General features: G+C 62.7%; 30 protein-coding genes. 12 read left to right on the top strand and 18 right to left on the bottom strand.

Going from position 1 to position 26387, the window contains the following annotated elements; translation table 11 throughout:
• Positions 1–27 precede the first annotated feature (27 nt).
• The 4 genes from glnA to ntrC all read left to right on the top strand — a co-directional run bounded on the left by glnA (position 28) and on the right by ntrC (position 4716).
• Positions 28–1443, top strand: coding sequence for a type I glutamate--ammonia ligase (glnA, locus tag RCH10_RS17695; RefSeq protein WP_323497362.1), 1416 nt, complete (start codon positions 28–30; stop codon positions 1441–1443).
• Positions 1444–1575: 132 nt separating this feature from the next.
• Positions 1576–2091: a hypothetical protein gene (locus RCH10_RS17690; RefSeq protein ID WP_409053404.1), complete on the top strand. Its 516-nt coding sequence runs from the start codon at positions 1576–1578 to the stop codon at positions 2089–2091.
• 2 nt (positions 2092–2093) lie between these two features.
• Positions 2094–3170, top strand: a complete 1077-nt coding sequence (glnL, locus tag RCH10_RS17685; protein ID WP_409053403.1) for a nitrogen regulation protein NR(II) — start codon at positions 2094–2096, stop codon at positions 3168–3170.
• 25 nt (positions 3171–3195) lie between these two features.
• Positions 3196–4716 carry a nitrogen regulation protein NR(I) gene (gene ntrC / locus RCH10_RS17680; RefSeq protein ID WP_323497359.1) on the top strand — a complete coding sequence of 507 codons (1521 nt, stop codon included), beginning with the start codon at positions 3196–3198 and terminating at the stop codon, positions 4714–4716.
• A 39-nt stretch (positions 4717–4755) separates the two neighbouring features.
• Here ntrC and RCH10_RS17675 read toward each other — a convergent pair whose 3' ends face one another.
• The 11 genes from RCH10_RS17675 to RCH10_RS17625 form a co-directional block, all read right to left on the bottom strand.
• Positions 4756–5946: an ABC transporter substrate-binding protein gene (locus RCH10_RS17675; RefSeq protein WP_409053402.1), complete on the bottom strand. Its 1191-nt coding sequence runs from the start codon at positions 5944–5946 to the stop codon at positions 4756–4758.
• A 117-nt stretch (positions 5947–6063) separates the two neighbouring features.
• Positions 6064–6771 carry an ABC transporter ATP-binding protein gene (locus RCH10_RS17670; protein ID WP_187051092.1) on the bottom strand — a complete coding sequence of 236 codons (708 nt, stop codon included), beginning with the start codon at positions 6769–6771 and terminating at the stop codon, positions 6064–6066.
• Positions 6758–7546: an ABC transporter ATP-binding protein gene (locus tag RCH10_RS17665; RefSeq protein WP_409053401.1), complete on the bottom strand. Its 789-nt coding sequence runs from the start codon at positions 7544–7546 to the stop codon at positions 6758–6760. The genes RCH10_RS17670 and RCH10_RS17665 overlap by 14 nt, the downstream gene beginning before the upstream one ends.
• Positions 7539–8552, bottom strand: a complete 1014-nt coding sequence (locus RCH10_RS17660; protein ID WP_323497357.1) for a branched-chain amino acid ABC transporter permease — start codon at positions 8550–8552, stop codon at positions 7539–7541. The genes RCH10_RS17665 and RCH10_RS17660 overlap by 8 nt, the downstream gene beginning before the upstream one ends.
• On the bottom strand, positions 8552–9418 hold the full coding sequence (locus RCH10_RS17655; protein WP_323497356.1) for a branched-chain amino acid ABC transporter permease: 867 nt from the start codon (positions 9416–9418) through the stop codon (positions 8552–8554). The genes RCH10_RS17660 and RCH10_RS17655 overlap by 1 nt, the downstream gene beginning before the upstream one ends.
• Positions 9419–9598: 180 nt before the next feature.
• A complete protein-coding gene (locus RCH10_RS17650; RefSeq protein ID WP_409053400.1) occupies positions 9599–10132 on the bottom strand; it encodes a hypothetical protein in 534 nt (177 codons plus the stop codon).
• Positions 10125–10904 carry an exodeoxyribonuclease III gene (gene xth, locus RCH10_RS17645; protein ID WP_409053399.1) on the bottom strand — a complete coding sequence of 260 codons (780 nt, stop codon included), beginning with the start codon at positions 10902–10904 and terminating at the stop codon, positions 10125–10127. The genes RCH10_RS17650 and xth overlap by 8 nt, the downstream gene beginning before the upstream one ends.
• Entirely contained in the window at positions 10901–11392 is a 492-nt protein-coding gene (locus RCH10_RS17640; protein WP_409053519.1) for a dihydrofolate reductase, read from the bottom strand. Before RCH10_RS17640 ends, xth begins: the two co-directional genes overlap by 4 nt.
• A complete protein-coding gene (locus RCH10_RS17635) occupies positions 11392–12228 on the bottom strand; it encodes a thymidylate synthase (RefSeq protein ID WP_409053398.1) in 837 nt (278 codons plus the stop codon). Before RCH10_RS17635 ends, RCH10_RS17640 begins: the two co-directional genes overlap by 1 nt.
• Position 12229: 1 nt before the next feature.
• The gene (locus RCH10_RS17630) at positions 12230–12544 is read right to left on the bottom strand and encodes a CcdB family protein (RefSeq protein ID WP_409053397.1); all 315 of its coding nucleotides are present in this window, start codon (positions 12542–12544) and stop codon (positions 12230–12232) included.
• Entirely contained in the window at positions 12544–12813 is a 270-nt protein-coding gene (locus tag RCH10_RS17625) for a type II toxin-antitoxin system CcdA family antitoxin (RefSeq protein WP_323497351.1), read from the bottom strand. The genes RCH10_RS17630 and RCH10_RS17625 overlap by 1 nt, the downstream gene beginning before the upstream one ends.
• Positions 12814–12923: 110 nt before the next feature.
• Between RCH10_RS17625 and nthA the strand changes: the two genes are divergently transcribed.
• Genes nthA through RCH10_RS17610 form a run of 3 tightly spaced genes read left to right on the top strand, consistent with a single transcriptional unit; the run spans position 12924 to position 14631 of the window.
• Positions 12924–13568, top strand: coding sequence for a nitrile hydratase subunit alpha (gene nthA, locus RCH10_RS17620; protein ID WP_409053396.1), 645 nt, complete (start codon positions 12924–12926; stop codon positions 13566–13568).
• Positions 13565–14272, top strand: a complete 708-nt coding sequence (gene nthB / locus RCH10_RS17615; RefSeq protein ID WP_409053395.1) for a nitrile hydratase subunit beta — start codon at positions 13565–13567, stop codon at positions 14270–14272. Before nthA ends, nthB begins: the two co-directional genes overlap by 4 nt.
• On the top strand, positions 14269–14631 hold the full coding sequence (locus tag RCH10_RS17610) for a nitrile hydratase accessory protein (protein WP_409053394.1): 363 nt from the start codon (positions 14269–14271) through the stop codon (positions 14629–14631). The genes nthB and RCH10_RS17610 overlap by 4 nt, the downstream gene beginning before the upstream one ends.
• Positions 14632–14673: 42 nt before the next feature.
• Here the strand turns inward: RCH10_RS17610 and RCH10_RS17605 are convergent, their stop codons facing one another.
• Positions 14674–16092: an FAD-binding oxidoreductase gene (locus RCH10_RS17605; RefSeq protein ID WP_409053393.1), complete on the bottom strand. Its 1419-nt coding sequence runs from the start codon at positions 16090–16092 to the stop codon at positions 14674–14676.
• Positions 16089–16550 carry a DUF2069 domain-containing protein gene (locus RCH10_RS17600; RefSeq protein ID WP_323497346.1) on the bottom strand — a complete coding sequence of 154 codons (462 nt, stop codon included), beginning with the start codon at positions 16548–16550 and terminating at the stop codon, positions 16089–16091. The genes RCH10_RS17605 and RCH10_RS17600 overlap by 4 nt, the downstream gene beginning before the upstream one ends.
• 65 nt (positions 16551–16615) lie before the next feature.
• On the opposite strand from RCH10_RS17600, the gene RCH10_RS17595 reads away from it, so the two are divergent.
• Together RCH10_RS17595 and RCH10_RS17590 are read left to right on the top strand one after the other, a co-directional pair.
• Positions 16616–17887 (top strand): YihY family inner membrane protein, encoded by a 1272-nt coding sequence (locus RCH10_RS17595; protein WP_409053392.1) that lies wholly within the window; start codon positions 16616–16618, stop codon positions 17885–17887.
• A 28-nt stretch (positions 17888–17915) separates the two neighbouring features.
• On the top strand, positions 17916–18299 hold the full coding sequence (locus RCH10_RS17590) for a co-chaperone YbbN (RefSeq protein WP_187054950.1): 384 nt from the start codon (positions 17916–17918) through the stop codon (positions 18297–18299).
• A gap of 28 nt (positions 18300–18327) precedes the next feature.
• Here RCH10_RS17590 and RCH10_RS17585 read toward each other — a convergent pair whose 3' ends face one another.
• A complete protein-coding gene (locus RCH10_RS17585) occupies positions 18328–19134 on the bottom strand; it encodes an alpha/beta fold hydrolase (RefSeq protein WP_409053391.1) in 807 nt (268 codons plus the stop codon).
• A gap of 1 nt (position 19135) precedes the next feature.
• Positions 19136–20446 (bottom strand): O-acetylhomoserine aminocarboxypropyltransferase, encoded by a 1311-nt coding sequence (locus RCH10_RS17580; protein WP_409053390.1) that lies wholly within the window; start codon positions 20444–20446, stop codon positions 19136–19138.
• Between the two features lie 98 nt (positions 20447–20544).
• Here RCH10_RS17580 and RCH10_RS17575 point away from each other — a divergent pair, with 98 nt between their 5' ends.
• Positions 20545–20994: a CBS domain-containing protein gene (locus tag RCH10_RS17575; protein WP_187051114.1), complete on the top strand. Its 450-nt coding sequence runs from the start codon at positions 20545–20547 to the stop codon at positions 20992–20994.
• A 30-nt stretch (positions 20995–21024) separates the two neighbouring features.
• On the opposite strand, the gene RCH10_RS17570 is transcribed toward RCH10_RS17575, so the two are convergent.
• Positions 21025–22242, bottom strand: coding sequence for a polyhydroxyalkanoate depolymerase (locus RCH10_RS17570; protein ID WP_323497441.1), 1218 nt, complete (start codon positions 22240–22242; stop codon positions 21025–21027).
• Positions 22243–22329: 87 nt separating this feature from the next.
• Between RCH10_RS17570 and RCH10_RS17565 the strand changes: the two genes are divergently transcribed.
• Positions 22330–22986 (top strand): glutathione S-transferase family protein, encoded by a 657-nt coding sequence (locus RCH10_RS17565; protein WP_409053389.1) that lies wholly within the window; start codon positions 22330–22332, stop codon positions 22984–22986.
• A gap of 95 nt (positions 22987–23081) precedes the next feature.
• The gene (locus RCH10_RS17560) at positions 23082–24170 is read left to right on the top strand and encodes a PA0069 family radical SAM protein (RefSeq protein WP_409053388.1); all 1089 of its coding nucleotides are present in this window, start codon (positions 23082–23084) and stop codon (positions 24168–24170) included.
• Position 24171: 1 nt separating this feature from the next.
• Here the strand turns inward: RCH10_RS17560 and RCH10_RS17555 are convergent, their stop codons facing one another.
• Positions 24172–24723: a GNAT family N-acetyltransferase gene (locus RCH10_RS17555; protein WP_409053387.1), complete on the bottom strand. Its 552-nt coding sequence runs from the start codon at positions 24721–24723 to the stop codon at positions 24172–24174.
• Positions 24724–24766: 43 nt separating this feature from the next.
• Entirely contained in the window at positions 24767–26185 is a 1419-nt protein-coding gene (gene gndA, locus RCH10_RS17550; protein ID WP_409053518.1) for an NADP-dependent phosphogluconate dehydrogenase, read from the bottom strand.
• Positions 26186–26387: the final 202 nt, after the last annotated feature.

The following is a 26387-nucleotide window of genomic DNA, read 5'->3' as shown; positions in this document are numbered from 1 at the left end:
CAACCACTATCCCAACAGGAGAACCTGATGTCAAAGACCGTCGCCGATGTACTCAAACTCGTCAAGGAAAGCGAGGTCAAGTTCATCGACTTCCGATTCACCGACACGCGAGGCAAAGAGCAGCACGTGACCGTGCCGGTTTCCGCTTTCGATGAAGACAAGTTCACCTCGGGCCACGCGTTCGACGGCTCGTCGATTGCCGGCTGGAAGGGCATCGAAGCGTCGGACATGCAGCTCATGCCCGACCCGAACACCGCCAACATCGATCCGTTTTTTGAAGAAACGACGCTGATCCTCACCTGCGACGTCATCGACCCGGTCGACGGCAAGCCTTACGAGCGCGATCCGCGTTCGCTGGCCAAGCGTGCCGAGGCTTACATGAAGGCCTCCGGCCTGGGCGATACGGCCTACTTCGGACCGGAACCAGAATTCTTCGTGTTCGACAGCGTTCGCTGGAAGAACGACATGTCGGGCTGCTTCGTGAAGATCGATTCCGAAGAGGCTTCGTGGAACACCGACAAGGAATACGAACACGGCAACACCGGCCATCGCCCCGCAACCAAGGGCGGCTACTTTCCGGTTCCGCCAGTCGACAGTTTCCAGGACATGCGCTCCGAAATGTGCCTGGTGCTCGAAGCATTGGGCATTCCGGTCGAAGTGCATCATCACGAAGTCGCGAATGCGGGCCAGATGGAACTCGGCACCAAGTTCAGCACGCTGACACAGCGCGCCGACTGGGTCCAGTTGCAGAAGTACGTGATCCAGAACGTGGCCCACGCCTACGGCAAGACCGCGACCTTCATGCCCAAGCCGATCGTTGGCGACAACGGTTCCGGCATGCACGTGCACCAGTCGGTCTGGAAAGACGGCAAGAACCTGTTTGCGGGCGACGGCTATGCAGGCCTGTCGGAATTCGCGCTGTTCTACATCGGCGGCATCATCAAGCACGCCCGCGCGTTGAACGCCATCACCAATCCTGGAACCAACAGCTACAAGCGCCTGGTCCCCGGATTCGAGGCTCCGGTGAAGCTGGCGTACTCGGCCAAAAATCGCTCGGCTTCGATCCGTATTCCGTTCGTGGCCAACCCCAAGGGCCGCCGCGTCGAAGCGCGCTTCCCTGATCCACTGATGAACCCGTACCTGGGTTTTGCCGCATTGCTGATGGCCGGCCTCGACGGCGTTGAAAACAAGATCCATCCGGGCGAAGCCGCCACCAAGGATCTGTACCATCTGCCGCCGGAAGAAGACGCGCTGATCCCGACCGTGTGCCACAGCCTCGACCAAGCGCTGGAGCACCTCGACAAGGACCGCGCCTTCCTGACCAAGGGCGGCGTGTTCACCGATTCGTACATCGATGCGTACATCGACTTGAAGATGACCGAAGTCACGCGCTTCCGCATGGCGACGCACCCGGTCGAATTCGACATGTACTACTCGCTGTAAACCGGCTTACCCGGTTCACGCGTTAAAAAAGGACGGCCTAGGCCGTCCTTTTCTTTTTGTGGGGAACAAGCCGAAGGTCGTATTGTCGAATTGCACGAAAATGTCAGCTTGATGCGCACTACCTCCACCCCCATGAAGACTGCTTCTTTTCTATTGATGGCTGCCTCGTTCGTCGCATCTCTGGCCGGCGTATCTGCCTTCGCGCAGGAGAAAGTTTTTCGCTGCGGCAACGAATACACCAACAACGCAGCCGACGCGGCCAAGCGCGGCTGCAAGGTGATGGAAGGCGGCAACCTGACGATTGTGCAAGGCACGACGCCGCGTGGCGCTTCGGTTGGCAGCAGCTCCGGTGGCTCTTCGGCCGCAAAGGCACCGGCCGGCAGCCCGCGCGTCGAGGGCTCCGACCAGCGCGCACGCGATGGTGAGGCCCGCTCGGTGCTCGAGTCCGAACTCAAAAAGGCCGAGTCCCGGCAAGCCGAATTGCTGAAGGACTTCAACAATGGCGAGCCCGAGAAGCAGGGCGCGGAGAGTCGCAATTACCAGAAATATCTCGATCGGGTCGCCGAAATGAAGGCCGAGATTGCCCGCAACGAAAGCGACATCGCCGGCATCCGGCGCGAAATAGGCCGCTTGCCGGCTAGAAACTGAGGATGGTTTTCGGCAAGCCCGCCGGCACCGGCAAGCGCTTTCAAACCTTCGATCTTCTCTCGACATTGATCGCCGTCGTCCGCATGGATGGCGCGGTCTTGTTTGCGAACGCCGCGCTTGAAGACGCGCTGGGTACGTCGCGTCGAACGCTTGAAGGTTCACCGTTCGGCAACTGTTTCAATGAGCCGAACGTCTTGCGCACCGCTATCGATGGTGCGCGCAGCAACGACTTCGCGACGCTGCGCTACGAAGCGCTGCTGCGCCGCGGCAGCCACGAAATGATGCCGGTGCAGGTGACCCTGGCGCAAGGCGACAAGCCGGGCGAACTCATCATCGAGCTGATTCCCATCGAGCAGCAAGTGCGGCAAGACCGCGAAGAGCGTTTGCTCGACCAGGCGCAGGCCAACAAGGAACTGATTCGCAATCTGGCGCACGAAATAAAGAACCCGCTCGGCGGCATCCGTGGCGCTGCGCAGCTGCTGCAGATGGAGGTGGAGTCGCGTGATCTTGTCGAGTACACGCAGGTCATCATTCATGAGGCCGACCGGCTGCAGACTCTGGTAGATCGGCTGCTGGCGCCCCATCGGCGGCCGCATGTGGTGGGTGACGTCAACATCCATGAAGTGTGCGAGCGGGTACGCTCGGTGATCTTGGCGGAGTTCCCGCGCGACCTCGACATCGAGCGCGATTTCGACCCGTCACTGCCGGAGTTTCGCGGCGATCGTGAGCAGCTGATTCAGGCCACGCTCAACATCGTTCACAACGCGGCGCAGGCGTTGGCCGAGCGACGCGCGGCCGGCGACGCGCGCATCACGCTCAAGACGCGCGTTGCCCGACAAGTGATCTTCAATAAGCAGTGGTATCGATTGGCACTGGAATTGCATGTCATCGACAACGGACCGGGTGTGCCGGATGCGATCAAGGACCGCATCTTTTACCCACTCGTCTCCGGAAGGGAAGGTGGAACCGGGCTGGGGCTGACGCTAGCGCAGACATTTGTGCAGCAGCACCACGGCCTGATCGAGTGCGACAGCGTACCGGGCCGAACCGATTTCAAAATACTGATACCGCTGCCATAGCGCAGCGATGGCAACAAGGAGCTGCATGAAGCCGATTTGGATAGTGGACGACGACCAGTCGATCCGCTTCGTGCTGGAAAAAGCGCTGCTGCGCGAAGACCTGCCGACACGCAGCTTCACCAACACCCGCGAAGTGCTCGCCGCGCTCGAGCTGGCAGCCGACGATGAAACGCAGGGCCCTCAAGTCCTGGTGAGCGACATCCGCATGCCCGGCGGCTCCGGGCTCGACTTGCTCGACAAGATCAAGGCCAAGCACCCCGGCCTGCCCGTCATCATCATGACGGCGTTCTCCGACCTCGATAGCGCCGTTTCCGCGTTCCAGGGAGGAGCGTTCGAATACCTGCCCAAGCCTTTCGATTTGCCGCGCGCAGTCGAGTTGATCCGTCGTGCCGTCGACGAAAGCCAGCGCGAAGAAGTGGCCGAAGAGCGCATGGCCGCCGCCCCCGAAATGCTCGGCCAGGCACCTGCCATGCAGGACGTGTTCCGTGCCATCGGCCGGCTGTCGCAGAGCAACGTGACGGTGCTGATCACCGGTGAATCGGGTTCCGGCAAAGAGCTGGTGGCGCGCGCGTTGCACAAGCATTCGCCGCGCACCAATGGCCCGTTTGTAGCTATCAACACCGCCGCCATTCCCAAGGATTTGCTCGAGAGCGAATTGTTCGGTCACGAGCGCGGCGCCTTCACCGGAGCGCAGACCATGCGACGCGGCCGCTTCGAACAGGCCGAAGGCGGGACGCTGTTTCTCGATGAAATCGGCGACATGCCGTTCGACCTGCAGACGCGTTTATTGCGCGTGCTGAGCGACGGTCACTTCTATCGGGTCGGTGGCCACAACTCTGTCAAGGCGAACGTGCGCGTCATCGCCGCAACCCATCAAGACCTGGAGCAGCGCGTCAAGATCGGTGGCTTTCGTGAGGACTTGTTTCACCGGCTCAACGTGATTCGTCTGCGTCTGCCGGCTTTGCGCGAGCGCGGTGAAGACGTGCCCGCGCTCACTCGGCACTTCCTGCAGCAGAGCGCCAAGCAACTCGGCGTCGAGCCCAAGCGCATCTCGGATGCCGCGCTGACGCAGCTTGCGACCTTCGCGTTTCCGGGCAACGTGCGTCAGCTCGAGAATATTTGCCACTGGCTGACCGTCATGGCGCCCGCGCAGCTGGTCGAAACCAAAGACCTGCCGCCCGAGGTGCTGGCGGTGGTGCCGGTCGAGGCGCCGATGCTTTCGCATGCACAGCCGCAGGTTGCGGCAGTTGCGCCTTCCCATTCGGTCGAGCACATCGCAGTGCCGGCGCCAGTGTTGACCGCCATGACGGAAGCTTCTACCTCCGCGGGTTCTGCGGGCTGGGAATCCGGGCTCGAAGGCGAGGCGCAGGCTCTGCTCGAAGCTGGGCGAAACGATGTCTGGGATGTCTTGTCGAAACGCTTCGAGTCTCGACTGATTCTCACGGCGCTGGCGAACACGCGCGGCCGCCGCATCGAGGCTGCACAAAAGCTCGGCATCGGCCGCAACACGATCACACGCAAGATTCAGGAGCTCGGCATCGAGTGATGCCGGCCTGCTGCATGCCGGTGTGTGCGGCGGGGTGCCTTACTTCAGCAGTTCGCTCAAGCTCACCGGCTTGATCTTGCCGCCTTCGACAGTCACAACCACCGGATCGACGATGGTGCCGCCCACCGCATCGACGCCCTTGAATTCGCCGGCGTTCTGCTCCTTCGGCATCTTCATCAACGCGTCGTTCATCTGGGCGCGAATGGCGGCCGCATCGGTGGTCGTACCCGCTGCTTTCATGGCCGCGGCCAGCGCGTGCGTCATGGCGTAGTTGTACGAAGATTCGGTGGTCGGGTCTTTGTCAGCGCCGTACGCCTTGCGGTATGCCGCGGCAAAGGCCTTGGGCCCCGTGCGTTCGTCGTATGAAACCGGCATCACACCAATGGAGCCTTCGAGCATGGCCAGCCCGCCGGTGACCTTGGACATCTCATCGAGCTTGGCCTGGTCCATGATTAAAAACCCGCCCTTGAACCCGAGCTCGCGCGCCTGTTTGGCGACCAGCGCGGTCGGCTCCGAAGGGCCGCCGACAAACAGCACGTCGGGCTTCTCGGCCAGCACCCGGCTCACGCCGCTGTAGAAGTCGGCCGAGCGGTTGTACGACATGGGATTGTTGGAGACCACCGTGCCGCCGGCCTTGATCCACGCTGGCTCGAACAGTGCGCTCCAGTTCTTGGCGTAGTCGTGGTCACCCGGCAGCATGCCGACCTTCTTGCCGTACTTCTTCATCTCGTATTTGGTGAAGGGCTCGATGTACGAATTGAACGTCGGAGGAATGCGGATGGTCAGCTTGTTGCCGGTTTCTGTGATCTTGGGCGTGCTCGAGTACGCCATCACGATGAACTTCTCTTGCTCGTTGAAGGCCTGCATGGCGTAGATGCCGCCGGAATGCGGCACGAACACTGCCGCCGTCTGGTATTGCTGCACCAGCCGACGCGCGTTGATGGCTGCTTCAGCCGGGGAGTACTTGTCGTCCAGCGACACGAGTTCGAGCTTGACCTTCTTGCCGGCCACCTCGAGCCCGGCGGCGTTGATCTCCTTGATCGCCATCTCTATGCCGTTGACCACGTTCTTGCCATACAGCGCGGCACCGCCGCTCAACGGGCCGGTGTAGCCGATCTTGACGAGGTCTTGCGCCAAGGCAGAGCCGGCACCCATGGCGCCTATCGCCCCGAGCAGGGTCGTAGCGATGGGCAGCAGGGCCAGGCGGCGGCGGAGGGTCGTGGTCTTCATGGTCAGAGTCTCCTGAGGGTTGAAACGAATGGAAGGAAAGTAGCAGGGAGGCGGTGCGGCTCGTTGTCGCGTGCGGTCATGCGCAGGTGATTGTTGGGCCGTACGTTGCTCATGCGATCAGGCGCCGATGTAGGCAGCGCGCACCGCCTCGTTGTTGAGCAATGAATCACGATCGCCTTCGAGCGTGATGCGGCCACGTTCGATGACGTAGGCGCGATGCGCGATCGCCAGCGCCGAGTACGCGTTCTGTTCTGCCAGCAGCACCGTGGTGCCCGCACGGTTGATCCGCTGGATGACCTCGAACACCTGCTTCACGACCAGCGGCGCCAAGCCGAGCGACGGCTCGTCGAGCAGCAACACCTTGGGTCGTCCGAGGATTGCGCGGCCGATCGCCACCATTTGCTGCTGGCCGCCGGACAGCGAGCCGGCCGGATCGTTCTGCTTTTTTTCGAGAATTGGAAACAGGCCAAACACCTCGTCGAGAGAACGTTTGATGCCGGCTTTGTCGCTGCGGTGAACATAGGCGCCGAGCACCAGGTTCTTTTTGACCGACATCATCGGAAAGAGCTTCCGTCCTTCGGGGCAGTGAACAACACCGGCTCCGACGATCTGCGCCGGTCGCTTGCCGACCAACTCGCTGTCGGCGAATCGAATGCTGCCGGCACTCGCTTTTTGAATGCCGCTGGCCGCCATGAAGATCGATGTCTTGCCGGCACCGTTGGCGCCAAGCAGAACCACGAGTTCGCCGGCAGACGCATGCATCGTGACGCCGCTCAGCGCGCGAAAGCTTCCGTAGTGAAGGTCGACGTTTTCAAACCGCAGCATGGTCGGCTCCGGCATGGGTTCCCGCATCGGTCCCGAGATAGGCTTCGATGACTTGCGGATCGCGGCGGATTTCGGCCGGCGTTCCTTCGGCGATCTTGGCGCCGTTGTTGAGCACGACGATCTTGTCGGCCAGCCGCATGATCATGTCCATCTTGTGTTCGATCAGACACACGGTCTTGCCATGGTCGACCAGCTTTCGAATCAGTGCCGCAAGTCCCACGGTTTCTTCGGGATTGACGCCACCGGCGGGTTCGTCGAGCAATAGCAACTCGGGGTCGGTTGCCAGTGCCAGCGCAAAGGCGACGCGCTTGCGCTCCTCTTGCGTGATGTCGGCGGCGATGCGGTTCGCGATATGGGAGAGGCCGACGAAGTCGAGCGACTCCCGTGCCTTCTCGCGGCACATGCGCTCTTCGCCTTGGAGCCTCTTGCTGTTGACCACGACATCCCACAGACCCGACTGCGTGCGCAACCGATAGCCGACGATCAGGTTGTCGAGCACCGTTGCGTTGTCGAACAGGTGAGTCGACTGAAAAGTACGTGCAATGCCGAGACCTGCCACCTGATCGGGCCGCAAGCCCGTGACGTCTTGTCCCTTGAATTCGATGCGTCCGGACGTCGGCTTGTGCGTGCCCGCCACCAGGTTGAAGAAGGTGGTCTTGCCGGCGCCGTTGGGGCCGATGATGGCGCTGACCTGGCCGCGCTCGAAGCGCGTGGTGACGTGGTCGACGGCGGTGAGGCCGAAGAAGTGCTTGGTCAGGTCGGTGATCTCAAGCATGGTGCTTTGCCTTCGCCGTCGTTTCGATGAACTGCGTGGTTTCGGCCGCAGCAGACTCCGCTGCATCGGCGCGCCGCGCACGCCGCTTCAGGTAGGTGCCGACGATGCCGTTGGGCAAGAAGATGATGAGCGCGATCAGCACTGGACCGAAGACGACCATGCGGTAGTCCTGCAGGAACTGCAAGCTCTGTGTGAGCCAGGTGACCAGGAAGGTGCCGACCAGTGGTCCGAGCAGCGTGCCGATGCCGCCGACCAGTATGAACATCACGAGGTCGAAGGTCACGGTTTCGCTTGCGAGATCGGGACCGAGAAAGCGCACCTGCCCGGCGTAGAGCGCGCCGGCAAAACCGGCGTACGTCACCGACAGCACGAACGACAGCGTCTTGGTGCGCATCAGGTTGATGCCCAGCGCCTCGGCCAGTTCGTCGCTGTTGCGCACCGCCATGAAGCTGCGCCCGAGCAGCGAGCGCACGATGCGCGCCATGATCCAGATGGCCAGTGCCAGGAAGGCAAGCACCAGGTAGTACTGCGACAGCGGCGTGCCGAACTGCAGCGGGCCGATGCCGCTCGGCGCCGGAATGCCCATGATGCCGACCGGCCCGTGTGTCAGGCTCTCCCACTTTTCGATCAGCAAAAACATGATGTAGCTGATGCACAGCGTGAAGATCGAAAAGTAATGGCCCTTGAGCCGCAGCGACAGCAGCCCGACGAAGAAGCCGATGCTGGCCGTCACCAAGCCGGCGAGCACAAATGCGACCCAGAATGGCACCTGGTGATCGACCGTCAGGATGCCTACCGTGTACGCGCCGACCGCCATGAAAGCGCCGTGCGCCAAGTTGAACTGACCGGTGTAGCCGGTGATGAGGTTGAGCCCCAGTGCCGCGATCGCCATGATGAAGGCTTGCGTTGCGACAGAGAGCAGGTAGTTGTTCTGCGCGAAGAGCGGAAAGATCAGCGCCACCACCGCCAGCAGGGCCCAGCCGGCTTTGCCTTCGAGCAGCTTCATCAGCGCGCTCCCTTGGGGGTGAAGAGGCCCTGCGGTCTGAACGACAGGATCACCACCAACAGAACGAAGGCGATGATGTCCTTGTAGTCGGTCGAGAAATAGAAGCCGCCAAAGCTCTCCGCCATGCCGATGATCAGGCCGCCCACGATGGCACCCGGAAAGCTGCCCATGCCGCCCAGGATGATGATGACGAAGGCCTTGGTGATCACCAGGTTTCCCATCGCCGGATACACCAGGTTGATGGGCGCATAGAGCACCGCAGCGATAGCGGCGAGCGCCCCTGAAATTGCGAATACCAGCAGCGTTACGCGCGTGGCGTCGATGCCGACCAGCGCGGCGCCATCGCGGTTTTGCGCCATCGCGATGATGGTCGAGCCGATCACGGTGTAGTTCAGGAACAGGTGCAGCAAGATCATCAGGCTGAACGCGCCCGCGATGATCAGCAGACGCTGCAGCGGCGCGGTCAATCCAAAGATTTCAACGACCTGTCCATAAGGCGTTGGCATGCGATGAAACTCGGCGCCGAACACGGCCTGCGCGCCGGCTTCGAGGAACAGCAGGATGCCGATGGCCGCGATCATGTCGTGCAGTTCTGGCGCGTTGCGCAGCGGGTGAAACACGAGTCGGTCGGCCAGCATTGCCAGCACCGCCACGGCCGCGGCGGCACCGAGCATGGCGATCCAGTAATTGAGCCCGAGCGCCGTCATCAGGTAGTAGCCGACGAACGCACCGGCCATGTAGAACGTGCCGTGCGCGAAGTTAGGGACGTGAAGAATGCCGTACACCAGCGTGAGGCCGAGCGCCACCAGGCTGTACACGCCGCCCACGGTCAGGCCGTTGAGCAATTGCTGAAAAAAAAGTTCCAAATCGATCCCCTGCACAACTCCTGCGCGACGCTCGAAAGCACGTCTACAACGCAGGCCCGCGATTGTGGAAGCTGGGGTCGCTCTCGTCGACTGAGGTTTGCCCGAAGACTCGCTGTCGCCTCAGTGACTGATCGGTGCAACGTTGGTCGCGAGGTCCAGGGAAACGAGGTCCATGGAAAGCTAGCGCGAGCGCTGGCCGAGCGTCAACGAATCAAGCTGGAAGTTGCCGCCCTTGTCCCAAAGCCAGGTCTCGACATAGGTGTGGGCGCCGAGCTTGCCGGGACTCGGTAACGGCGACGCCTCCTTGATGAGTTCGGCGATCTTCGGGGGCACCTCAGGTGCGTGACTCGGCACGCGGCTGTAGAAAACGTTGATCACCTTGCCGTTCGCATCGACATCAGTCTCGACTACGACCACTGCGTAAACCAGCGGCGGAATCTTGCCCTTGAAGATGCGCTTTGGGTAGATCTTGTAGATGTGCGCTGCGGCAATCTTGCGATAGCTTTTGATGGCTGGTGTCTGCGCACTGATGAGTCGCACCGTCGGTACATCCGAATTGGCCTCCGCCGCTTTTTCCACGACGGGCGCGGTGCCTTCTTTGGCCGCCTCTTTCTCGTCCGACTTGAATAGACCACATCCCGCGAGCAGGGACGACAGCGCGAGTGACAGGACGAGGCCTGAAAGAAGGTAATAGCGACGCATCGGTTCAGCCACCGAGCGCGAGTGTCACCGGCGCATGGTCGCTCGGCTTCTCCCATTTGCGGGGAACGCGATCGACCGTGCAACTCTTTGCAAGTGGTACCAATGGACCACTGACAAGGATGTGGTCGATGCGCAAGCCACGGTTTTTCTGGTACCCCAGCATCCGGTAGTCCCACCACGAGTAGCTCTTTTCTGGCTGCTCGAAAAGCCGAAAGCTGTCGGTCAGCCCAAGCGCCAGCAAGGCCTTGAAGTGGTCGCGCTCTTCAGTCGTGTGATGAATGGTCTCGGCCAGCCCGATAGGGTCGAAGCTGTCGCGGTCTTCCAGCACGATGTTGAAGTCGCCCAGCAGCACCAGCTTCGGGTGTGCGGCCATTTCCGCGCGAAGCCACTCGCGCAAGCCATCGAGCCAGCGCATCTTGTAGGCGAACTTGTCGCTGCCCGGCGCCTGGCCGTTGACGAAGTAGCCGTTGACGACGCGCACATCGCCAATCGGCGTGTCGAGCGTGGCGCTGATTACGCGCGAATGTTCGTCGACGAATCCACCGATGTTTTTCGCGACGTCGCGCATCGGCAGGCGGCTCAGGATCGCGACGCCGTTGTACGTCTTCTGGCCGAACACCGCAGCGTCGTAGCCGGCCGCCTTGAATACATCGAGCGGAAACTTTTCGTCGCTCATCTTGAGCTCTTGCAGGCACAGCACATCGATGGGATTGGCGGCAAGCCAGTCAAGCACGTGCTGCAGGCGAGCGGTCAGGGAATTTACGTTCCAGGTGGCGATCTTCATGGTCGTTCCATCGTGACGAAGCTGAACCGCAGTCCGTTCGTCGAGGTGTGGGGAGTGCGGGAGGTCTCGTGCCAACCAGCCGCCATTGCAGGTGCAAACGCATCGCCCTCGTAGTCGCGATGAATCTCGGTGATGACTGCGCGCTGCGCCAGCGGTTCGGCCTCCGCATAGATCTCCGCGCCGCCGATCACCCAAACTTCGGGTGCTTGCGTCTGTTTGGCGTGGGCCAGCGCATCGAGAAGGCTCGAAGCGCTTTGCGCGCCTTCTTCGTACCAGCCGTCTTGCCGCGTGACCACGATGTTGGTGCGGCCCGGCAACGGCCGGAATTTGGGCGGCAGCGAGTCCCAGGTCTTGCGACCCATGATCACCGGCGCCTTGGCAGTCTGCGCCTTGAAGTGCGCCATGTCTTCCGGCAAGTGCCAGGGCAAGGTGCCGTTCGCGCCAATGACGCCATTGGCCGCACGCGCGAAGATGAGGTTGATGCGCATCACACAGCGACCGGTGCCTTGATGGCCGGGTGCGGGTCGTAGCCTTCGAACGCGAAGTCTTCGTACTGGTAGTCGAAGATCGACTCGGGCTTGCGCTTGATCACCAGCGTCGGATACGGGTGCGGCGTGCGGCTTAGTTGGAGCGCGACTTGCTCCGCGTGGTTGCTGTAGATGTGGCAGTCGCCGCCGGTCCAGACGAAGTCGCCGACATCCAAATCGCATTGCTGCGCGACCATGTGCGTGAGCAGTGCGTAGCTCGCGATGTTGAAAGGAACGCCCAGGAAGATGTCGGCGCTGCGCTGATAGAGCTGGCAGCTCAGCTTGCCGCGCTCACCCTCGTTTTGCGGCGGTGCCACGTAGAACTGGAAGAAGGCGTGACATGGCATCAACGCCATCTTCGACAGCTCGGCCACGTTCCATGCACTCACGATGATGCGGCGCGAATCCGGATTGGTCTTGAGCGTCTTGATGACGTCGGCGATCTGGTCGATGTGGCCGCCGCCCGCCGTCGGCCAGCTGCGCCACTGCACTCCGTACACCGGGCCGAGGTCGCCGTCCTCGCGTGCCCACTCGTTCCAGATCGTGACGCCGCGCTCGGTCAGCCAGTTGTTGTCGCTGGAGCCGGTGAGAAACCACAGCAGTTCCTGAATGATCGACTTGACATGCACCTTCTTCGTCGTGATCAGCGGAAAGCCCTCGTTCAAGTCGAAGCGCATCTGGTAGCCGAACACGCTCTTCGTGCCGGTGCCGGTGCGGTCGCTCTTGTGCACGCCGTGCGTGTCGACGTGGCGCATGAAGTCTTCGTATTGGGAACGAACGGGATAAGGACTTGTCATTTCAATAGCCTCCGAACAATGCGTCGAGGGCATCCTGGATTTGAAGTTGGTGGGTAGCAATGTTGACGACGGGTCGACGCAACTCTCCTGTGGGAATAGCACCGATCGAGGCCGTGTCCATGACGACGGATTTCCCCGCGACTTCAAACTGAGGGTTCAACCCGCGCACCGGGGTACTGTATCGGCCGGCAGCGAAAAGTGGCACGACCACGCGCGTTTCAAAGCCAGCGAGGTAGTCGCTCTGCACGTCAAGTATGAAAGGAATCGCGGTGCGGCCGGCCGCTTCAGGGTTCGCGTAGACATCGAAGCGTGCCATCAGGCTTTCTTCCCATCGCCGAGGCTGCGCGCAAAGGTTCTGTATTTGGCCAAAGGCAGACCTTCTTTGGCGATTCGTGCGTTGTGCGCCGCGACGCCTTGTTGGCTCTCTTCAGCCCACTTTTCCCAGTAACGGCGCTTCACCTCTTCCGCCAGCAAGCCATCGACGGTTTGCGAAACATTCATGCCGAGCTCGCGCGCCATTTCCAGCACCTTGCTGTTCAGCGAAAGGTTGGTTGCCTTCTTGGGTGCGTTATCGAAGTGGAGCATGTGCTTCTTTTCGTGGATGATTTATGCGCATAGTTTACGCGCACTTGCCGCGTGAGAGCAGTAGCGAGGTAGGCGTTTTAAATTTCTGGTGCCCGGCGTAGCATCGCCCCATGACTCAAAACCACGACGATCATGGTCATGCGCACAGCGAGCTGAGCGACATGGATTTGCGGGTGCGTGCTCTCGAGACCGTGCTCACGCAAAAGGGCTACATCGACCCGGCAGCGCTAGACGTATTGATCGATACCTATCAGACCCGCATCGGTCCGCGCAATGGCGCGCTCGTCGTGGCGCGGTCGTGGGTCGACCCCGCGTATCGCGACTGGCTCCGGGCCGATGCGAGTGCGGCCATCGCGTCGCTCGGCTACAGCGGTCGGCAGGGTGAGCACATGGTCGCGGTCGAGAACACACCAGCGCTGCACAACATGGTGGTGTGCACGCTGTGCAGTTGCTATCCGTGGCCGGTGCTGGGCCTGCCGCCCACCTGGTACAAAAGCGCCGCCTACCGCGCGCGGGCCGTCAAGGATCCACGCGGCGTGTTGGCTGATTTTGGCGTGACGTTGCCCGAGGCCGCGCGCATTCGCATTTGGGATTCGACGGCCGAGGTGCGTTACCTTGTGATCCCCGAGCGGCCCGCGGGCACCGAAGCGTTGGACGAAGCGCAACTCGCCGCGCTGGTGTCGCGCGACTCGATGATCGGCACCGCCCTCGTGCATGCGGCTACCCAGGCCCCCGCGCCGGGAACGTCGGCATGAGCGGCGCAACAATGGGTACGATGCCGCAAACGACGCCGTACGTCAGCCATGCCGATCTCGGCGGACAGGCCGGTCACGGCGCAGTGCTGCCCGAGCCCGAAGGCGAACTCTTTCATGCCGATTGGGAGCCACGCGTGTTGGCACTGACGCTGGCGATGGGCGCAACCGGCAGCTGGAACATCGACGCCAGCCGGGCAGTACGCGAAACCCTGCCCGACTACTCGCAGCTCGACTACTACCGCATCTGGTTCGCCGCCCTTGAAAAGCTCATGCTGCAGCGCGGCCAGCTGTTTTCCGACGAGATGGCTGCAGGCCGCATGCTGCACGACCCCGCACCGGTGTTGCGCACATTGCAGGCTGGCAGCGTCACCGCCGCGTTGGCCAAAGGCACGCCGACCGAGCGCCCTGCCACAACGTCTGCGCGCTTCGCGGTCGGGCAGTGGGTTCGCGCCCGTGCGGAGGCCGTCGATCACCACACCCGCTTGCCGGGCTACGTGCGCGGCAAGCGCGGCCGCATCGAGCGCGTGCTCGGCACCCATGTCTTCGCCGACAGCCATGCGCAGGGCCTGGGCGAAGCGCCGCAATGGCTTTACACGGTGGTCTTCGACGCGGCGGAGCTTTGGTCCGATCAGACGCTGGAGCACGGTGGAGGCTCCGACGTATCGGTCGACGCCTGGGAGTGCTACTTGCACGAGGCCGCATGAGCGATCTGTTCGCGTCGTCTCCGGGACTGCCGCGCGACACCGACGGACCCGTCTTCCGCAAGCCGTGGGAGGCGCAAGTATTCGCAATGGCATTGGCGCTGCACGAGCGCGGACTATTTACATGGGTGGAGTGGGCCGACGCGTTGTCGCGGCAGATCGCAGCTGCGCAAGCTGCAGGCGATCCGGACACCGGCGACACCTACTACCGTCACTGGCTGGCGGCGCTCGAAAGCCTGGTCGCCGAAAAAGGCGCTAGTTCGACCGATGAGTTGGCGACCTACCGCCACGCCTGGGACCACGCGGCCGACCGGACACCGCACGGGCAATCGATCGAATTGCGCGCAACCGATTTCGGCTGAAACCTCGGAGGGTCGGCGCAGCTCCGCTCGTGGCCCAGCGCTTCAGACGCGGATCACACGTCCAGGATTCAAGATGTTCTGCGGGTCGAGCCCGCGCTTGATCGCGCGCATCATGCCGAGCGCGACCGGTGACTTGTGCTTTTCGAGCTTGTCGACCTTGAGCCCGCCGATACCGTGCTCGGCCGAGAACGAGCCGCCGAATTCAGCGACCGCGTCGTACACCAGCGTGTTCACGCGGCCTTCCTGCTCGTTGAGAAACACCTTTGGATCACCATCGACCGGCGCCTGCACGTTGTAGTGCAGGTTGCCATCGCCCAAGTGGCCGAAGTTGACTAGGCGCACGCCCGGAATCTCCCGCTTCAACATCGCATCGGTCGACGCGACGAACGCTGGGATGCGCGACACCGCGATCGAGATGTCATGCTTGATGTTCAAGCCTTCTTCGGCCTGCGCCAGCGGAATGTTCTCGCGGATGTGCCAGAGCTGGTGCGCCTGCGTCAGGTTCTCGGCAACGACCGCATCGGTCACGCAGCCGTCTTCGAAGGCCGTTTCGAGCAGCGCTTCGAAGCGCGCACGCGCATGCTCCTCGGACTCGCTGTCCGAGTTTTCCAGCAGTACACACCACGGCACGGCGGCATCGTCGACGAAGGGCACGCGCAGTTGCGGCATGTGCTTGGCTACCAGGCTGAGTGCGAACTTGCCCATCACTTCGAAGCCGGTCAAGCCGGAACCGAGGTGCTTGTGCGCGAGGCCCAGCAAGGTCACCGCGTGTTCGAGCGAGGGCACGGCTGCCCAAGCTGTGAGGCGCGCGGCGGGCAGTGGGTACAACTTCATCGTGGCGGCCGTGATGATGCCGAGGGTGCCTTCGCTGCCGATCATCAGATCGCGCAGGTCGTAGCCGGTGTTGTCTTTGCGGAGGCCACTGGTCCCCTCCCAGATCTCGCCTTGCGGCGTGACGACTTCAAGCCCGAGGCAGAGGTCCCGCGTGTTGCCGTAGCGCACGACCTGCGTGCCGCCAGCGTTGGTCGCCAGGTTGCCGCCGATGGTGCAGCTGCCTTCGGCGGCGAGGCTCAGCGGGAACAGAAACCCGGCCTTCTCGGCCGCCTCTTGCAGCGTTTGCAGGATGCAACCGGCTTCCACTGTCATCGTCAGATTGGCCGCGTCGGTGGCGCGAATCGCATTCATGCGCTGCAGGCTCAGCAGCACCTGCGTGCCGCTGGCATCGGGCGTCGACCCGACCGCGAGGCCGGTGTTGCCGCCCTGCGGCACGATCGACGTGCCGACTGCGGCGCAGGCCTTGACGACTGCGGCAACCTGTTGCGTGTTGGCCGGGCGGACAACGGCCAGCGCCTTCCCGCGCTCGCGCTTGCGCCAGTCTTGCTCCCATGCGGTGAGGTCGCCTTCTGTAAGGACGTTGCCAGCGCCGACGATGGCGCGCAGTTGTTCGATGAGTGCGGTCAAGGCGCTGAACCCTCCAGATTGCCAACGTTTCGAAGAGCGGCGGCCTGGCTCAAGCGCGTGCGCACGTGCCAGGCACAGGCCACGAAAAGAGAGAGGCACAGGCCGACTTCGATCAGCGCGAGTATCTGACCCACGCCATTGCGGTCGCTCCATGCGCGCACCACGCCCTCGATGAAATAAAGCCAGATCATCAGGCTGACCCAGCGGTAGGTGTACATGCGGTTTTTGAGCAGCCCGGCGAGCGGCACGACCAATGGCAGCACCTTGAGCGCGAGCAGCGATCCGCCAGGCCGGATCGGCGCAAGCCACAGCTCCCACACAAGGCCAAGCAAGATGAGTCCCACGAGGCTGCCGACAGCGAGCCTGCGCGTTGCGACCACGCTGGAACTGACCGGTGCTGCGGGAACAGCGGCGGTGGAAGCGGCGGCTGAAGAGGGCTGCGGGGAGGTGGTTTTCATGTTCGAGATCTCCCCTCGTGCATGGCGCCAGCGGCGTTCCTCGGGCCGCGCAAGGGTTCACTCCTATGATACCGACCATGGATCGACAGCAGCTCTGGAAAGGCTTTGCCCGCTTTCCGTGGCGCAACACCGCCGCGGTGCTGGGTGAGCGCTTTCGCGAAGACCGGCTGGGGCTCACCGCGAGCAGCCTCACCTTCACCACGACCATCGCGATGGTCCCGTTCTTTACCGTTGCGCTGGCGCTCTTCACCGTTTTTCCGATGTTCTCGACTCTGCAGGGACGCCTGCAGCGCTGGTTCATCCAGAGCCTAATCCCGGACAACATCGCGCGACAGGTGCTGGGCTATCTCAACCAGTTCTCCAGCAAGGCCAGCGGGCTCGGCATCGCCGGGCTGCTCGTGCTGCTGGTCACGGCCATCGCTCTCTTCCTGACGATCGACAAGACGCTCAACAACATCTGGCGCGTGCGGTCGCCAAGACCGTTCGCTCAGCGGGTGCTGATCTATTGGGCGGCCATCACGTTGGGGCCGTTGATCCTCGCCATCAGCCTGTCGACGACGTCGTATGTCTTCGCGGCTTCGCGTGGAGTCGTCGGCGATGGCGGTGGCTTCCTCAAGCTGCTGTTCGACACCTTCGAATTCGTCTTGCTGGCCGCCGGCATCGCGTCGCTCTATCACTACGTGCCCAACACCAACGTGCGCTGGTCGCACGCTTGGGTCGGCGGCTTCTTCGTGGCGGCCGCCATCGAAATCGCCAAGCGCGTGCTCGGCTACTACCTGCGCCTGGTGCCGAGCTACTCGATGGTGTACGGCGCCTTCGCGACCCTGCCGATCCTGCTCGTCTGGATCTACGTCGCCTGGGTGATCGTGTTGCTCGGCGCGGTGATCGCGGCCTACTTGCCGAGTCTGATCGCCGGCGTCTCGCGGCGCGGCAATACGGCCGGCTGGCCGCTGCAGCTCGCCGTCGAAACGCTGCAGCATCTAGCGCGCGCGCAAGGCATGGCACGGCGCGGGCTGAGCGCCGAAGCACTGGTCGCGATGATGAAGGTCGATGCGCTTCAGTTGGCGCCTGTGCTGGAAACGTTGGTCGCACTCGACTGGATCGCGCCGATCGCCGAAGAACTCGACACTGGCGACGCACGCTACATCTTGCTGGCCGACCCAGCCACGCCGCTCGAGCCCTTGCTCAAGGAGCTTTTGATGCCGAGTGCTGCGCCACTGGAGAATCTGTGGCAAAAAGGGCCGCTGCGTTCGCTGCGATTGCGAGATGTTTTGACGAACGCATTGCCTGTCAAACCCGAAATTGCCAAGCTCCCCTCTCGTGACCGCTTCGCCTGACGCACTCCACGCCCCTGCCGTGCTCGCCATGCCTGGCGCGCCTGCGCAGGCGCCGGCCATTGCCAGCGTGCCGTGGGTCGTCTGCTTGTGCGCCGAATGGTGCGGCGCGTGTCGCGAATACCGGCCGCTGTTCGAGCAGGTCGCGCGTGCGCATCCGGGGCTCCGATTTGCGTGGGTCGACATCGAAGACCACGCCGACATCGCCGACGATTTCGATGTCGAGACTTTTCCGACGCTGCTGGTCGCTGGTGCAGACGGCACGCGTTTCGCCGGCCCGTTGTTGCCGCACGCCGAAACGCTGAGCCGGCTGTTGTCTGCGTTGCAATCGCCCCAACCCGCGGCGCCGGAGGTGACCGCGCTGCTGAAGGCACTCGAAGCCTCGCCGGCGATTTTTTCGGTGGGTACACCGTGAAGGTGCCGATGCCCCGAGCTTGAACCGGTCAACCGCGCAAAAAATCCCGCAACGCGAACAGCACATCGTCCGGCGCCTCGCTCATCAGCGCGTGGCCTGCGTGCACCATCACCACCTTGGCATTCGGCACCTTGCTCGTCAGCGTCTTGGTGGCGCGCGGTTGCGTCATCTGATCGGCATCGCCAAGCAGGAACAGGACAGGGCATCGCACCGCCGAAATCGCCGACTCACCGCCCGCGTAGTCGTTGCACGCCTTGAAGCCGACGTGGAAGACGTTGATGTCGCGGTTGCTCGACAGAACCCGGCGCATCAGCGCGCGCGAGCTGCCGTAGAGCCAGGTACCGGGGCCGAGTGAGGAGGGTGGCGGTGCCAACATCGAATGCGAGAAGTTGTTGACCATGTCGATCGCGCGCAGCGGCTGGTTGAGCGAGCTTTCGAGGAGTGCCGGTGACACGACCATCGGGTAGGCCGTACCCACCATCGCAAGGTGCGTTACGCGGGTTGGTGCGCGGGCAGCCGCTTCAAGCGCGATCAGCGAACCAAAACTGTGGCCGACCAGCGCGGCTTTCTCGATGCCGGCTGCGTCGAGTAGAGCAACGATGAATTGCGCGGCCTCTTCGACGCTCGCAGGTGGCGCGCCTGCGCTGCGGCAGTGGCCGGGCAGGTCGACAGCCAGCACGTTCCAGCCATGGTTTGCAAAGTAACGGCTCTGCAAAATCCAGACGCTGTGGTCGTTGAGCACGCCGTGGATGAAGACGACCGTCGGCTTGGCCGCATCGAAGGGCTTGCCGCCGGTGTAGGCATACGTGGTGTCGCCGTTGACTGTGTAGTTCACATCAGGCCCCCGCCTTTTCAGCTGCCTTCAAAGCCCGCTTCAAATCGTCGATCAGGTCAGCAGGGTCTTCCAGCCCGATCGACAGCCGGATCGTCCCTTGAGAAATCCCCGCACCCGCCAGCGCCTCGTCGGTCATCCGGAAGTGCGTGGTGCTCGCCGGATGAATCACCAGACTGCGACAGTCACCCACGTTGGCCAAATGACTGAAGAGCTTCAGCGCTTCGATGAAAGTCTTGCCCTGCTCGCGACTGCCCTTGATGTCGAAGCTGAAGACTGCACCGGCACCCTTGGCGCCGTGACGCAACAGCTTTTTCGCCAGCGCATGACTCGGATGCGATTCGATCAGCGGATGGCCGACACGTGACACGAACGGATGCGCCGCCAGAAATTCGACCACCTTCTGCGTGTTGTCGATGTGCCGCTCCATCCGCAGAGGCAATGTCTCGATGCCCTGCAGGATGAGCCAGGCGGTGTGCGGGCTCATCGATGCACCGAAGTCGCGCAGGCCCTCGCGGCGGGCCCGCAGCAAAAAGGCGCCGACGGTGCTTTCCTCGCTGAAGACCATGTTGTGAAAGCCGTCGTAGGCCTCGGTCAGCTCTGCGAACTTGCCCGATCGTTCCCAGTCGAAACTGCCACCATCGACCACCACGCCGCCGATCACGGTGCCGTGCCCCGAAAGGAATTTCGTGGCCGAGTGGTAGACCAGATCGGCGCCCCAATCAAAGGGTTTGATGAGGTACGGAGACGTCAGCGTGGAGTCGACCAGCAGCGGCACGCCGGCCGCGTGCGCGATGTCGCTCACGGCCGGAATGTCGAGCACATCGAGGCCGGGGTTGCCCACGGTTTCGCCGAAGAGCAGCTTGGTCTCGGGCCGGATCGCGGCCCGCCAGCCGTCGAAATCTCCCGGCTTCACGAAGGTCGTCTCGATGCCGAAGCGTCGCATCGTGTAGTGCAAAAGGTTCTGCGAACCGCCATAGAGGGCCGTGCTCGCGACGATGTGCGAGCCCGCGCCCATCAGCGTCGCGATGCTCAGGTGCAGCGCGGCCTGTCCGCTGGCCGTGGCAATGGCGCCGATGCCGCCTTCGAGTGCCGCCACGCGCTGTTCGAGCACCGCGTTGGTCGGGTTGCTGATGCGCGAGTAAACATGGCCCGCGCGCTCCAGGTTGAAGAGCGCGGCCGCATGGTCGCTGGACTCGAAGACGAACGAAGTGGTGAGATGGATCGGCGTCGCGCGGGCACCGGTGGCGGGGTCGGGCGATGCGCCAGCGTGCAGCGCGAGCGTGTCGAAACCGGGGTCTGAATAGCCGGGCATGGGTCTCCTTGGGCAAAAACGCGAGGCTGATCTTGTCGATCGCCGGTCATTGTGGGCTATATTCAATTTGGCATTCCGCCGAGCCGAGGAGCATCAAGATGAAGGTCAGCGACATCCTGCGCGTCAAGGGCAGCACCCTCTTTACCGTTACGCCCGATGAGCCCCTGTCGACCGCGGTTTCGGTCATGGCGGAGAAAGACATCGGCTCGCTCGTCGTCATGGAACATGGTGACCTCGTCGGCATGCTCACGTTTCGCGAAGTCATCCTGGCGATCGTCAGCAATGGCGGTCAGGTCGGCGGCCAGGTTCGCAGGGCGATGGACGATGCACCCGTCACTTGCACCGTCGAGACCGACCTCGATGAAATCCGCCGCATCATGCTGGAGCGCCACGCGCGCTACATGCCCGTCATGGACAAACGCGTGTTGATGGGCGTGATCAGTTTCTACGACGTCGCCAAGGCGGTGGTCGACAGCCAGAATTTCGAGAACAAAATGCTCAAGGCGTACATCCGCGACTGGCCCACGGAAGAAGAGCCGGGCAACTGAGCCGATCGATTCGGCTCAGTGGGAGTTGGTTCAGTGCAGGTCGGCCGCCGCGTGAATCGCCTCGCGCACGCGTGGATAAATCTGCGCATTCCACTTGCTGCCACTGAACACGCCGTAGTGCCCGACGCCGGCCTGCAAATGGTGGGTCCGTAGATAAGGTCGAACGCCGGTGCACAGGTCCTGCGCAGCCACTGTCTGGCCGACCGCGCAGATGTCGTCCCTCTCGCCTTCGACCGTGATCAACGCCGTCTTGCGGATGGCGGCCGGGTTCACCTTGCGATCGCCCACGGTGAGCTCGCCACGCGGCAGGTCGTAAGTCTGGAACACCCGCTCGACCGTCTCCAGATAAAACTCCGCCGCCAAGTCGTTGACCGCCAGATACTCGTCGTAGAAATTGCGAATGGCGTCGGCCTTTTCGGTCTCGCCTTCGACCAGATGGGTGTACAGATCTTCAAACTGCTTCTTGTGCCGCTCCGGATTCATGCTCATGAAGGCCGACAGCTGAAGAAAGCCGGGGTACACCTTGCGCCCCATACCGGGGTGCGGAAACGGAACGCGGCTGATGAGGTTGTCCTTGAACCACTTGATCGGCTTGCTCACCGCCAGTGTGTTCACGCCGGTCGGGTTGATGCGGCAATCGACCGGGCCGGCCATCAGCGTCAAACTGCGCGGCGTGGCGGGGTTGTCGTCTTCAGACATCAGTGCCGTAGCGGCGAGCGCGGCTACGCAGGGCTGGCACACCGCCACCATGTGCGCGCCGGGGCCGATGGCTTCCATGAAGCTCATCAACTGCAGCGTGTATTCGTCGAGGCCGAAGCCGCCCTTGTACAGCGGTACATCGCGTGCGTTGTGCCAGTCGGTGATGTACACGTCGTGGTCGCGCAGCAGAGTGCGCACGGTTTCACGCAGCAGTGTCGCGAAATGGCCCGACAACGGTGCGGCCAGCAACACAGGCGGGTGCACCGCTTTCGTGTCCTTGCGAAAGTGCAGCAGCGTGCCGAAGTCTGCTACCAGCGTTTTCTCTTCGGTCACCGCCGTTTCGACGCCGTCGACCAGCACGCTCTTGATGTTGTAGTCGGGCCGCGAATGCGTGAGGCGCATGCGCGAAAAGACTTCGAGCTTGGCGGCCATCTTGCGGGCCATGGTTCGCTCGGAGCCGTCTTGCCACAACGCGCTTCCAGTGAACTGGGCGAAGAGACGGGCGGGCGACATCATGTCGGCCTGGGTTTGATAGAGCCGGTAGAGCATGACGCTGCTGCAGGCAAGTTGCGGGCCATGCGGTGGTGGCATGGGCCTTGCAGATCGAAGTCCTACAGTCCCAAGGAGTGTCATCGCATGGCCAAACCCGTTCTCACGATCAGCAGCAAAAACTACGGCGCGTGGTCTCTGCGTGGCTGGCTCATGTGCAAGTTTGCCGGGCTCGATTTCAGCGAGACCATCATTCCGCCGGACGATCCGGCCATGAAGGCCGAGATGCTGCTGCTCTCGTCGTCGATGCTGGTGCCTTCATTGCAACATGGCGGCATCAAGGTATGGGACACGCTGGCCATCGGCGAGTACTTGAACGAGATCAAGCCCAAGGCCGGCCTGCTGCCTGCCGACGCTGCGGCGCGCGCCCACTGCCGCGCCATCTGCGGCGAAATGCACTCTGGCTTCGCCTCGATGCGCGGCGCGTTGCCGATGAACATCAAGGCCCATTTCAAGGGCTTCAAGGTGTGGTCGCGAGCGCAGTCGGACATCGACCGCGTGGTCGCGATCTGGCGCGAGTGCTTCAAGTCTTATGGCGGTCCGTTTCTCTTCGGCAAGCAGCCGTGCATCGCCGACGCAATGTACGCGCCGGTCGTCACGCGCTTTTTGAGCTACGACGTGCCGCTCGACAGCGCCTGCATGTCGTATTGCAAGCGCGTGATGGAGCTGCCCGCGATGAAAGAGTGGGTGGCCGACGCCAAGCTCGAGCCCGAAGAAATCGACGAGCTGGACGCCGAGTTCTGACGTTTTCGCGCTGGTCGAATGAGCAGCCGAATGACAGGTTGCGCTGAACGCGTGTCGGTGGAATACTGGATGCAATCACAGTATCCGAGGCCACCGTGTCCGAAGCCTTCATTCCCCTCTCTGCCCTCAAAGGCCGCGGCGCCGCCAGCCGTCTCGCGCACCGCTTCGAGCGCGACACGCGCGAAGCGTGGGACGACGGGTGGGGTACGCTTGAGGGGGAGTACGGTGAGCCGCCGGCGCGCATCGAAACCGAAGTGCGCTTCGAAGACGTCAAGTCGGTCATCAACCAGAACGACTCGCCGGACATCCCGTTCGATCGCTCCATCAATCCGTATCGGGGCTGCGAGCACGGCTGCATCTATTGCTTCGCACGACCGACGCACAGCTACCTCAACCTGTCGCCGGGGCTCGACTTCGAAACCAAACTCATCGCCAAGCGCAACATCGCCGAGGTGCTGCGCACCGAACTCGGCCGCAAGAGCTACAAGCCGAGCCACATCGCGATCGGCACCGCGACCGATTGCTACCAACCGATCGAACGCGAGCTGCGGCTGACGCGCTCGGTCATCGAAGTGTTCAAGGAAACGCGGCATCCGTTCGGCCTTGTGACCAAGTCGAGCGCGGTCGAGCAAGACCTGGATTTGATCGCGCCGATGGCCGCCGATCGGCTGGCCGCGGTGTACATCACAGTGACGACGCTCGATGGCGAACTGGCGCGCAAGCTCGAGCCGCGCGCCGCCGCACCGCATCGGCGGTTACGCACCATCAAGACCTTGGTCGATGCCGGCGTGCCGGTGGGCGTGAGCGTAGCGCCGCAGATCCCGTTCATCAACGAAGACATGGAGCACGTGCTCGAAGCCGCTTGGGAGGCGGGCGCACGCAGCGCGTTCTACACAGTGATTCGGTTGCCGTGGGAAGTCGCGCCGCTCTTCAAGCAATGGCTCGAAGTGCATTACCCGGACCGTGCCGCGCGCGTCATGGCGCGCATCCGCGAGATGCGGGGCGGCAAGGACTACGACGCCGACTTCGCGACGCGCATGAAAGGCACTGGCTTGTGGGCCGACCTGATTCGCCAGCGCTTCGAGAAGGCGACGAACCGCATCGGCTTCAATCGGCAACGCGTCGAGCTCGATCTGTCGGCGTTCCGGCCGCCGGGTGTGGTGGGTCAGGGCGATCTGTTCTAAGTCATGCCGTCAGTGACAGCCGCAGCTTCGTCACGTTGGGGTTGCCCGCATCGCGCTGCAGCGTGAATCCCAGCTTGCGCGCCAGCATCAGCATGCCGCGGTTGTCGTAGAGCGTGATGTCGTCCAGCGTGCTGACACCCGCGCTGCGCGCCGCATCGATCAGGCGTTGCAACAGTTTCTCGGCCAGTCCACGGCGCTGCCACGCATCGCCGATAACGATCGCGAACTCGGCGATGCCACTGGTTTCAGGCGTATCGCCGCGCACGTAACGCACTACACCTATCTGATGCTCGTGACCGTTGACGGGCGTCGTGGCGATCAACGCCAATTCGCGCTCGTAGTCGATGTCGGTCATGTGCCGCAGCTCGGCCTCTTGCGGCATGCGTGGAGACAGCAGCCGCGCATAGCCGGTGTGCGGTAACAGGCCGTGCACGAAGTGCGTGTGCATGGCCAGATCGTCGGACCGAATCGGCCGGATGCGCACTGGTGTTCCATCTTTCAGCTGCCAGTCCTCGACCAGATGGGCGGGATAGCGGCCGAAAGGCTGGGTCATTGCCGTGACGCGTTGGTATCGCGGGAGTACGCGTTCGCTGGGCTCAGCCGATGACTTCAGGCCAGGCGGTGTGGAAGAACTGGCCTTCGGGCTTGTCGACGCGCTCGTAGGTGTGAGCCCCGAAAAAGTCGCGCTGCGCCTGCAGCAAATTTGCCGGCAAACGCTCGGCGCGGTAGCTGTCGTAGTACGCCAGCGACGCGCTGAAGGCCGGCACCGGAATGCCGTTGCTCACCGCCATTGCAACCACTTCGCGCCAGTTCTGCTGCGTGCTGTTGAGCAGGTCCTTGAAGAAGGGGTCGAGCATCAGATTGGTGAGCGCCTTGTCCGTGCGATAGGCGTCGGTGATGCGGTTCAAAAATCGCGCGCGAATGATGCAGCCGCCGCGCCAGATCGATGCGATGCCACCGAGGTCGAGCCCCCATTGCTTCTTCTCGCCCATCGTCTTGATGAGGTCGAAGCCCTGCGTGTAGCTCACGACTTTCGATGCATAGAGCGCATCGTGCACCTTGTCGACCAGCGCTTTCTTCTCGATGCTGAAGGCCGGCTTGGGCCCCTGCAAAAGCTTGCTCGCCACCACGCGCTGCTTTTTCTGCGACGACAGCACGCGCGCCTCGACGGCAGCGTTGATGGTGCTTATGACGATCGCCTGCTCGGCCGCGTTGATGAGCGTCCATTGCCCGGTGCCTTTTTGCCCGGCCTTGTCGAGGATCATGTCGACCAGCGCGTTGCCGGTCTCGGGGTCTTTCTGCTCGAGCGCCTTGCCGGTGATCTGGATCAGGTAGCTCTGCAGGTCGCCTTCGTTCCACTCGGTGAAGATCGCAGCCATCTCGTCGGTGGTGAAACCGGCCGCCTTGAACAGGCTGTAAGCCTCGCAGATCAGCTGCATGTCGCCATACTCGATGCCGTTGTGGATCATCTTCACGTAGTGGCCGGCGCCGCCGGGGCCGATGTGGATCACGCAAGGCTCGCCATCGACCTTGGCTGCGATGCTCTCGAAGATCGGCTTCATTACTTCCCAAGTGGACGCGGGGCCGCCGGGCATGATGGCCGGGCCCTTGCGCGCGCCTTCTTCACCACCCGACACGCCCGCGCCGATGAAGCGAAGGCCTTTGCCGGCCAGGTAGGCATCGCGCCGCTCGGTGTCGGTGTAGAGGCTGTTGCCCCCATCGATCACGATGTCGTCCTTGGCGAGCAAGGGAATGAGCTGCTCGATCACCTGGTCGACCGGCGCACCGGCCTTCACCATGATCTGAATCTTGCGCGGCAGCGCGAGGCTCTGCACGAAAGCTTCTAGCGTGTCGCAGCCGACCAGCTTCTTACCCGGGTTCTTCGCGACGAACTCGTCGGTCTTGTCGGTCGTGCGATTGAACACGCTGACCTGAAAACCGCGGCTCTCGACGTTCAGCACCAGGTTCTGGCCCATCACGGCCAAGCCGATCAAACCGAAATCGCTCTTCTTGATTTCTGCGGAGGTGCTGCTGCTCATGGCGTCTTTCATGCGGGGCACGGAGGGTGCTCGGCGGTTGTGTTCTGTCGGCCATTTTGCCGCGCATGCAGAAAACGCGCACTGCCGCCGCAGTCGCGCAAGGCTTGCGGCCTTGTCAGTCGTCGCAATTCACAGGGGAACATTCACATGCAACGGTTCATCGATCGCACCGTCACCG

Source organism: Variovorax sp. GrIS 2.14, assembly GCF_046115955.1.
In the GTDB taxonomy this organism is placed as follows: Bacteria; Pseudomonadota; Gammaproteobacteria; order Burkholderiales; family Burkholderiaceae_C; genus Variovorax.
Note: the sequence above shows the minus strand (reverse complement) of the source record. Positions and strands in the feature narration are given on the sequence as shown.

What these genes read in the sequence shown, in the direction of transcription:
- glnA (WP_323497362.1), top strand. Translation starts at nt 28, where the DNA reads ATGTCAAAGACCGTCGCCGATGTACTCAAACTCGTCAAGGAAAGCGAG.
- RCH10_RS17690 (WP_409053404.1), top strand. Translation starts at nt 1,576, where the DNA reads ATGAAGACTGCTTCTTTTCTATTGATGGCTGCCTCGTTCGTCGCATCT.
- glnL (WP_409053403.1), top strand. Translation starts at nt 2,094, where the DNA reads ATGGTTTTCGGCAAGCCCGCCGGCACCGGCAAGCGCTTTCAAACCTTC.
- ntrC (WP_323497359.1), top strand. Translation starts at nt 3,196, where the DNA reads ATGAAGCCGATTTGGATAGTGGACGACGACCAGTCGATCCGCTTCGTG.
- RCH10_RS17675 (WP_409053402.1), bottom strand. Translation starts at nt 5,946, where the DNA reads ATGAAGACCACGACCCTCCGCCGCCGCCTGGCCCTGCTGCCCATCGCT.
- RCH10_RS17670 (WP_187051092.1), bottom strand. Translation starts at nt 6,771, where the DNA reads ATGCTGCGGTTTGAAAACGTCGACCTTCACTACGGAAGCTTTCGCGCG.
- RCH10_RS17665 (WP_409053401.1), bottom strand. Translation starts at nt 7,546, where the DNA reads ATGCTTGAGATCACCGACCTGACCAAGCACTTCTTCGGCCTCACCGCC.
- RCH10_RS17660 (WP_323497357.1), bottom strand. Translation starts at nt 8,552, where the DNA reads ATGAAGCTGCTCGAAGGCAAAGCCGGCTGGGCCCTGCTGGCGGTGGTG.
- xth (WP_409053399.1), bottom strand. Translation starts at nt 10,904, where the DNA reads ATGAAGATCGCCACCTGGAACGTAAATTCCCTGACCGCTCGCCTGCAG.
- RCH10_RS17640 (WP_409053519.1), bottom strand. Translation starts at nt 11,392, where the DNA reads ATGCGCATCAACCTCATCTTCGCGCGTGCGGCCAATGGCGTCATTGGC.
- RCH10_RS17635 (WP_409053398.1), bottom strand. Translation starts at nt 12,228, where the DNA reads ATGACAAGTCCTTATCCCGTTCGTTCCCAATACGAAGACTTCATGCGC.
- RCH10_RS17630 (WP_409053397.1), bottom strand. Translation starts at nt 12,544, where the DNA reads ATGGCACGCTTCGATGTCTACGCGAACCCTGAAGCGGCCGGCCGCACC.
- RCH10_RS17625 (WP_323497351.1), bottom strand. Translation starts at nt 12,813, where the DNA reads ATGCTCCACTTCGATAACGCACCCAAGAAGGCAACCAACCTTTCGCTG.
- nthA (WP_409053396.1), top strand. Translation starts at nt 12,924, where the DNA reads ATGACTCAAAACCACGACGATCATGGTCATGCGCACAGCGAGCTGAGC.
- nthB (WP_409053395.1), top strand. Translation starts at nt 13,565, where the DNA reads ATGAGCGGCGCAACAATGGGTACGATGCCGCAAACGACGCCGTACGTC.
- RCH10_RS17610 (WP_409053394.1), top strand. Translation starts at nt 14,269, where the DNA reads ATGAGCGATCTGTTCGCGTCGTCTCCGGGACTGCCGCGCGACACCGAC.
- RCH10_RS17600 (WP_323497346.1), bottom strand. Translation starts at nt 16,550, where the DNA reads ATGAAAACCACCTCCCCGCAGCCCTCTTCAGCCGCCGCTTCCACCGCC.
- RCH10_RS17595 (WP_409053392.1), top strand. Translation starts at nt 16,616, where the DNA reads ATGATACCGACCATGGATCGACAGCAGCTCTGGAAAGGCTTTGCCCGC.
- RCH10_RS17590 (WP_187054950.1), top strand. Translation starts at nt 17,916, where the DNA reads ATGCCTGGCGCGCCTGCGCAGGCGCCGGCCATTGCCAGCGTGCCGTGG.
- RCH10_RS17580 (WP_409053390.1), bottom strand. Translation starts at nt 20,446, where the DNA reads ATGCCCGGCTATTCAGACCCCGGTTTCGACACGCTCGCGCTGCACGCT.
- RCH10_RS17575 (WP_187051114.1), top strand. Translation starts at nt 20,545, where the DNA reads ATGAAGGTCAGCGACATCCTGCGCGTCAAGGGCAGCACCCTCTTTACC.
- RCH10_RS17570 (WP_323497441.1), bottom strand. Translation starts at nt 22,242, where the DNA reads ATGCTCTACCGGCTCTATCAAACCCAGGCCGACATGATGTCGCCCGCC.
- RCH10_RS17565 (WP_409053389.1), top strand. Translation starts at nt 22,330, where the DNA reads ATGGCCAAACCCGTTCTCACGATCAGCAGCAAAAACTACGGCGCGTGG.
- RCH10_RS17555 (WP_409053387.1), bottom strand. Translation starts at nt 24,723, where the DNA reads ATGACCCAGCCTTTCGGCCGCTATCCCGCCCATCTGGTCGAGGACTGG.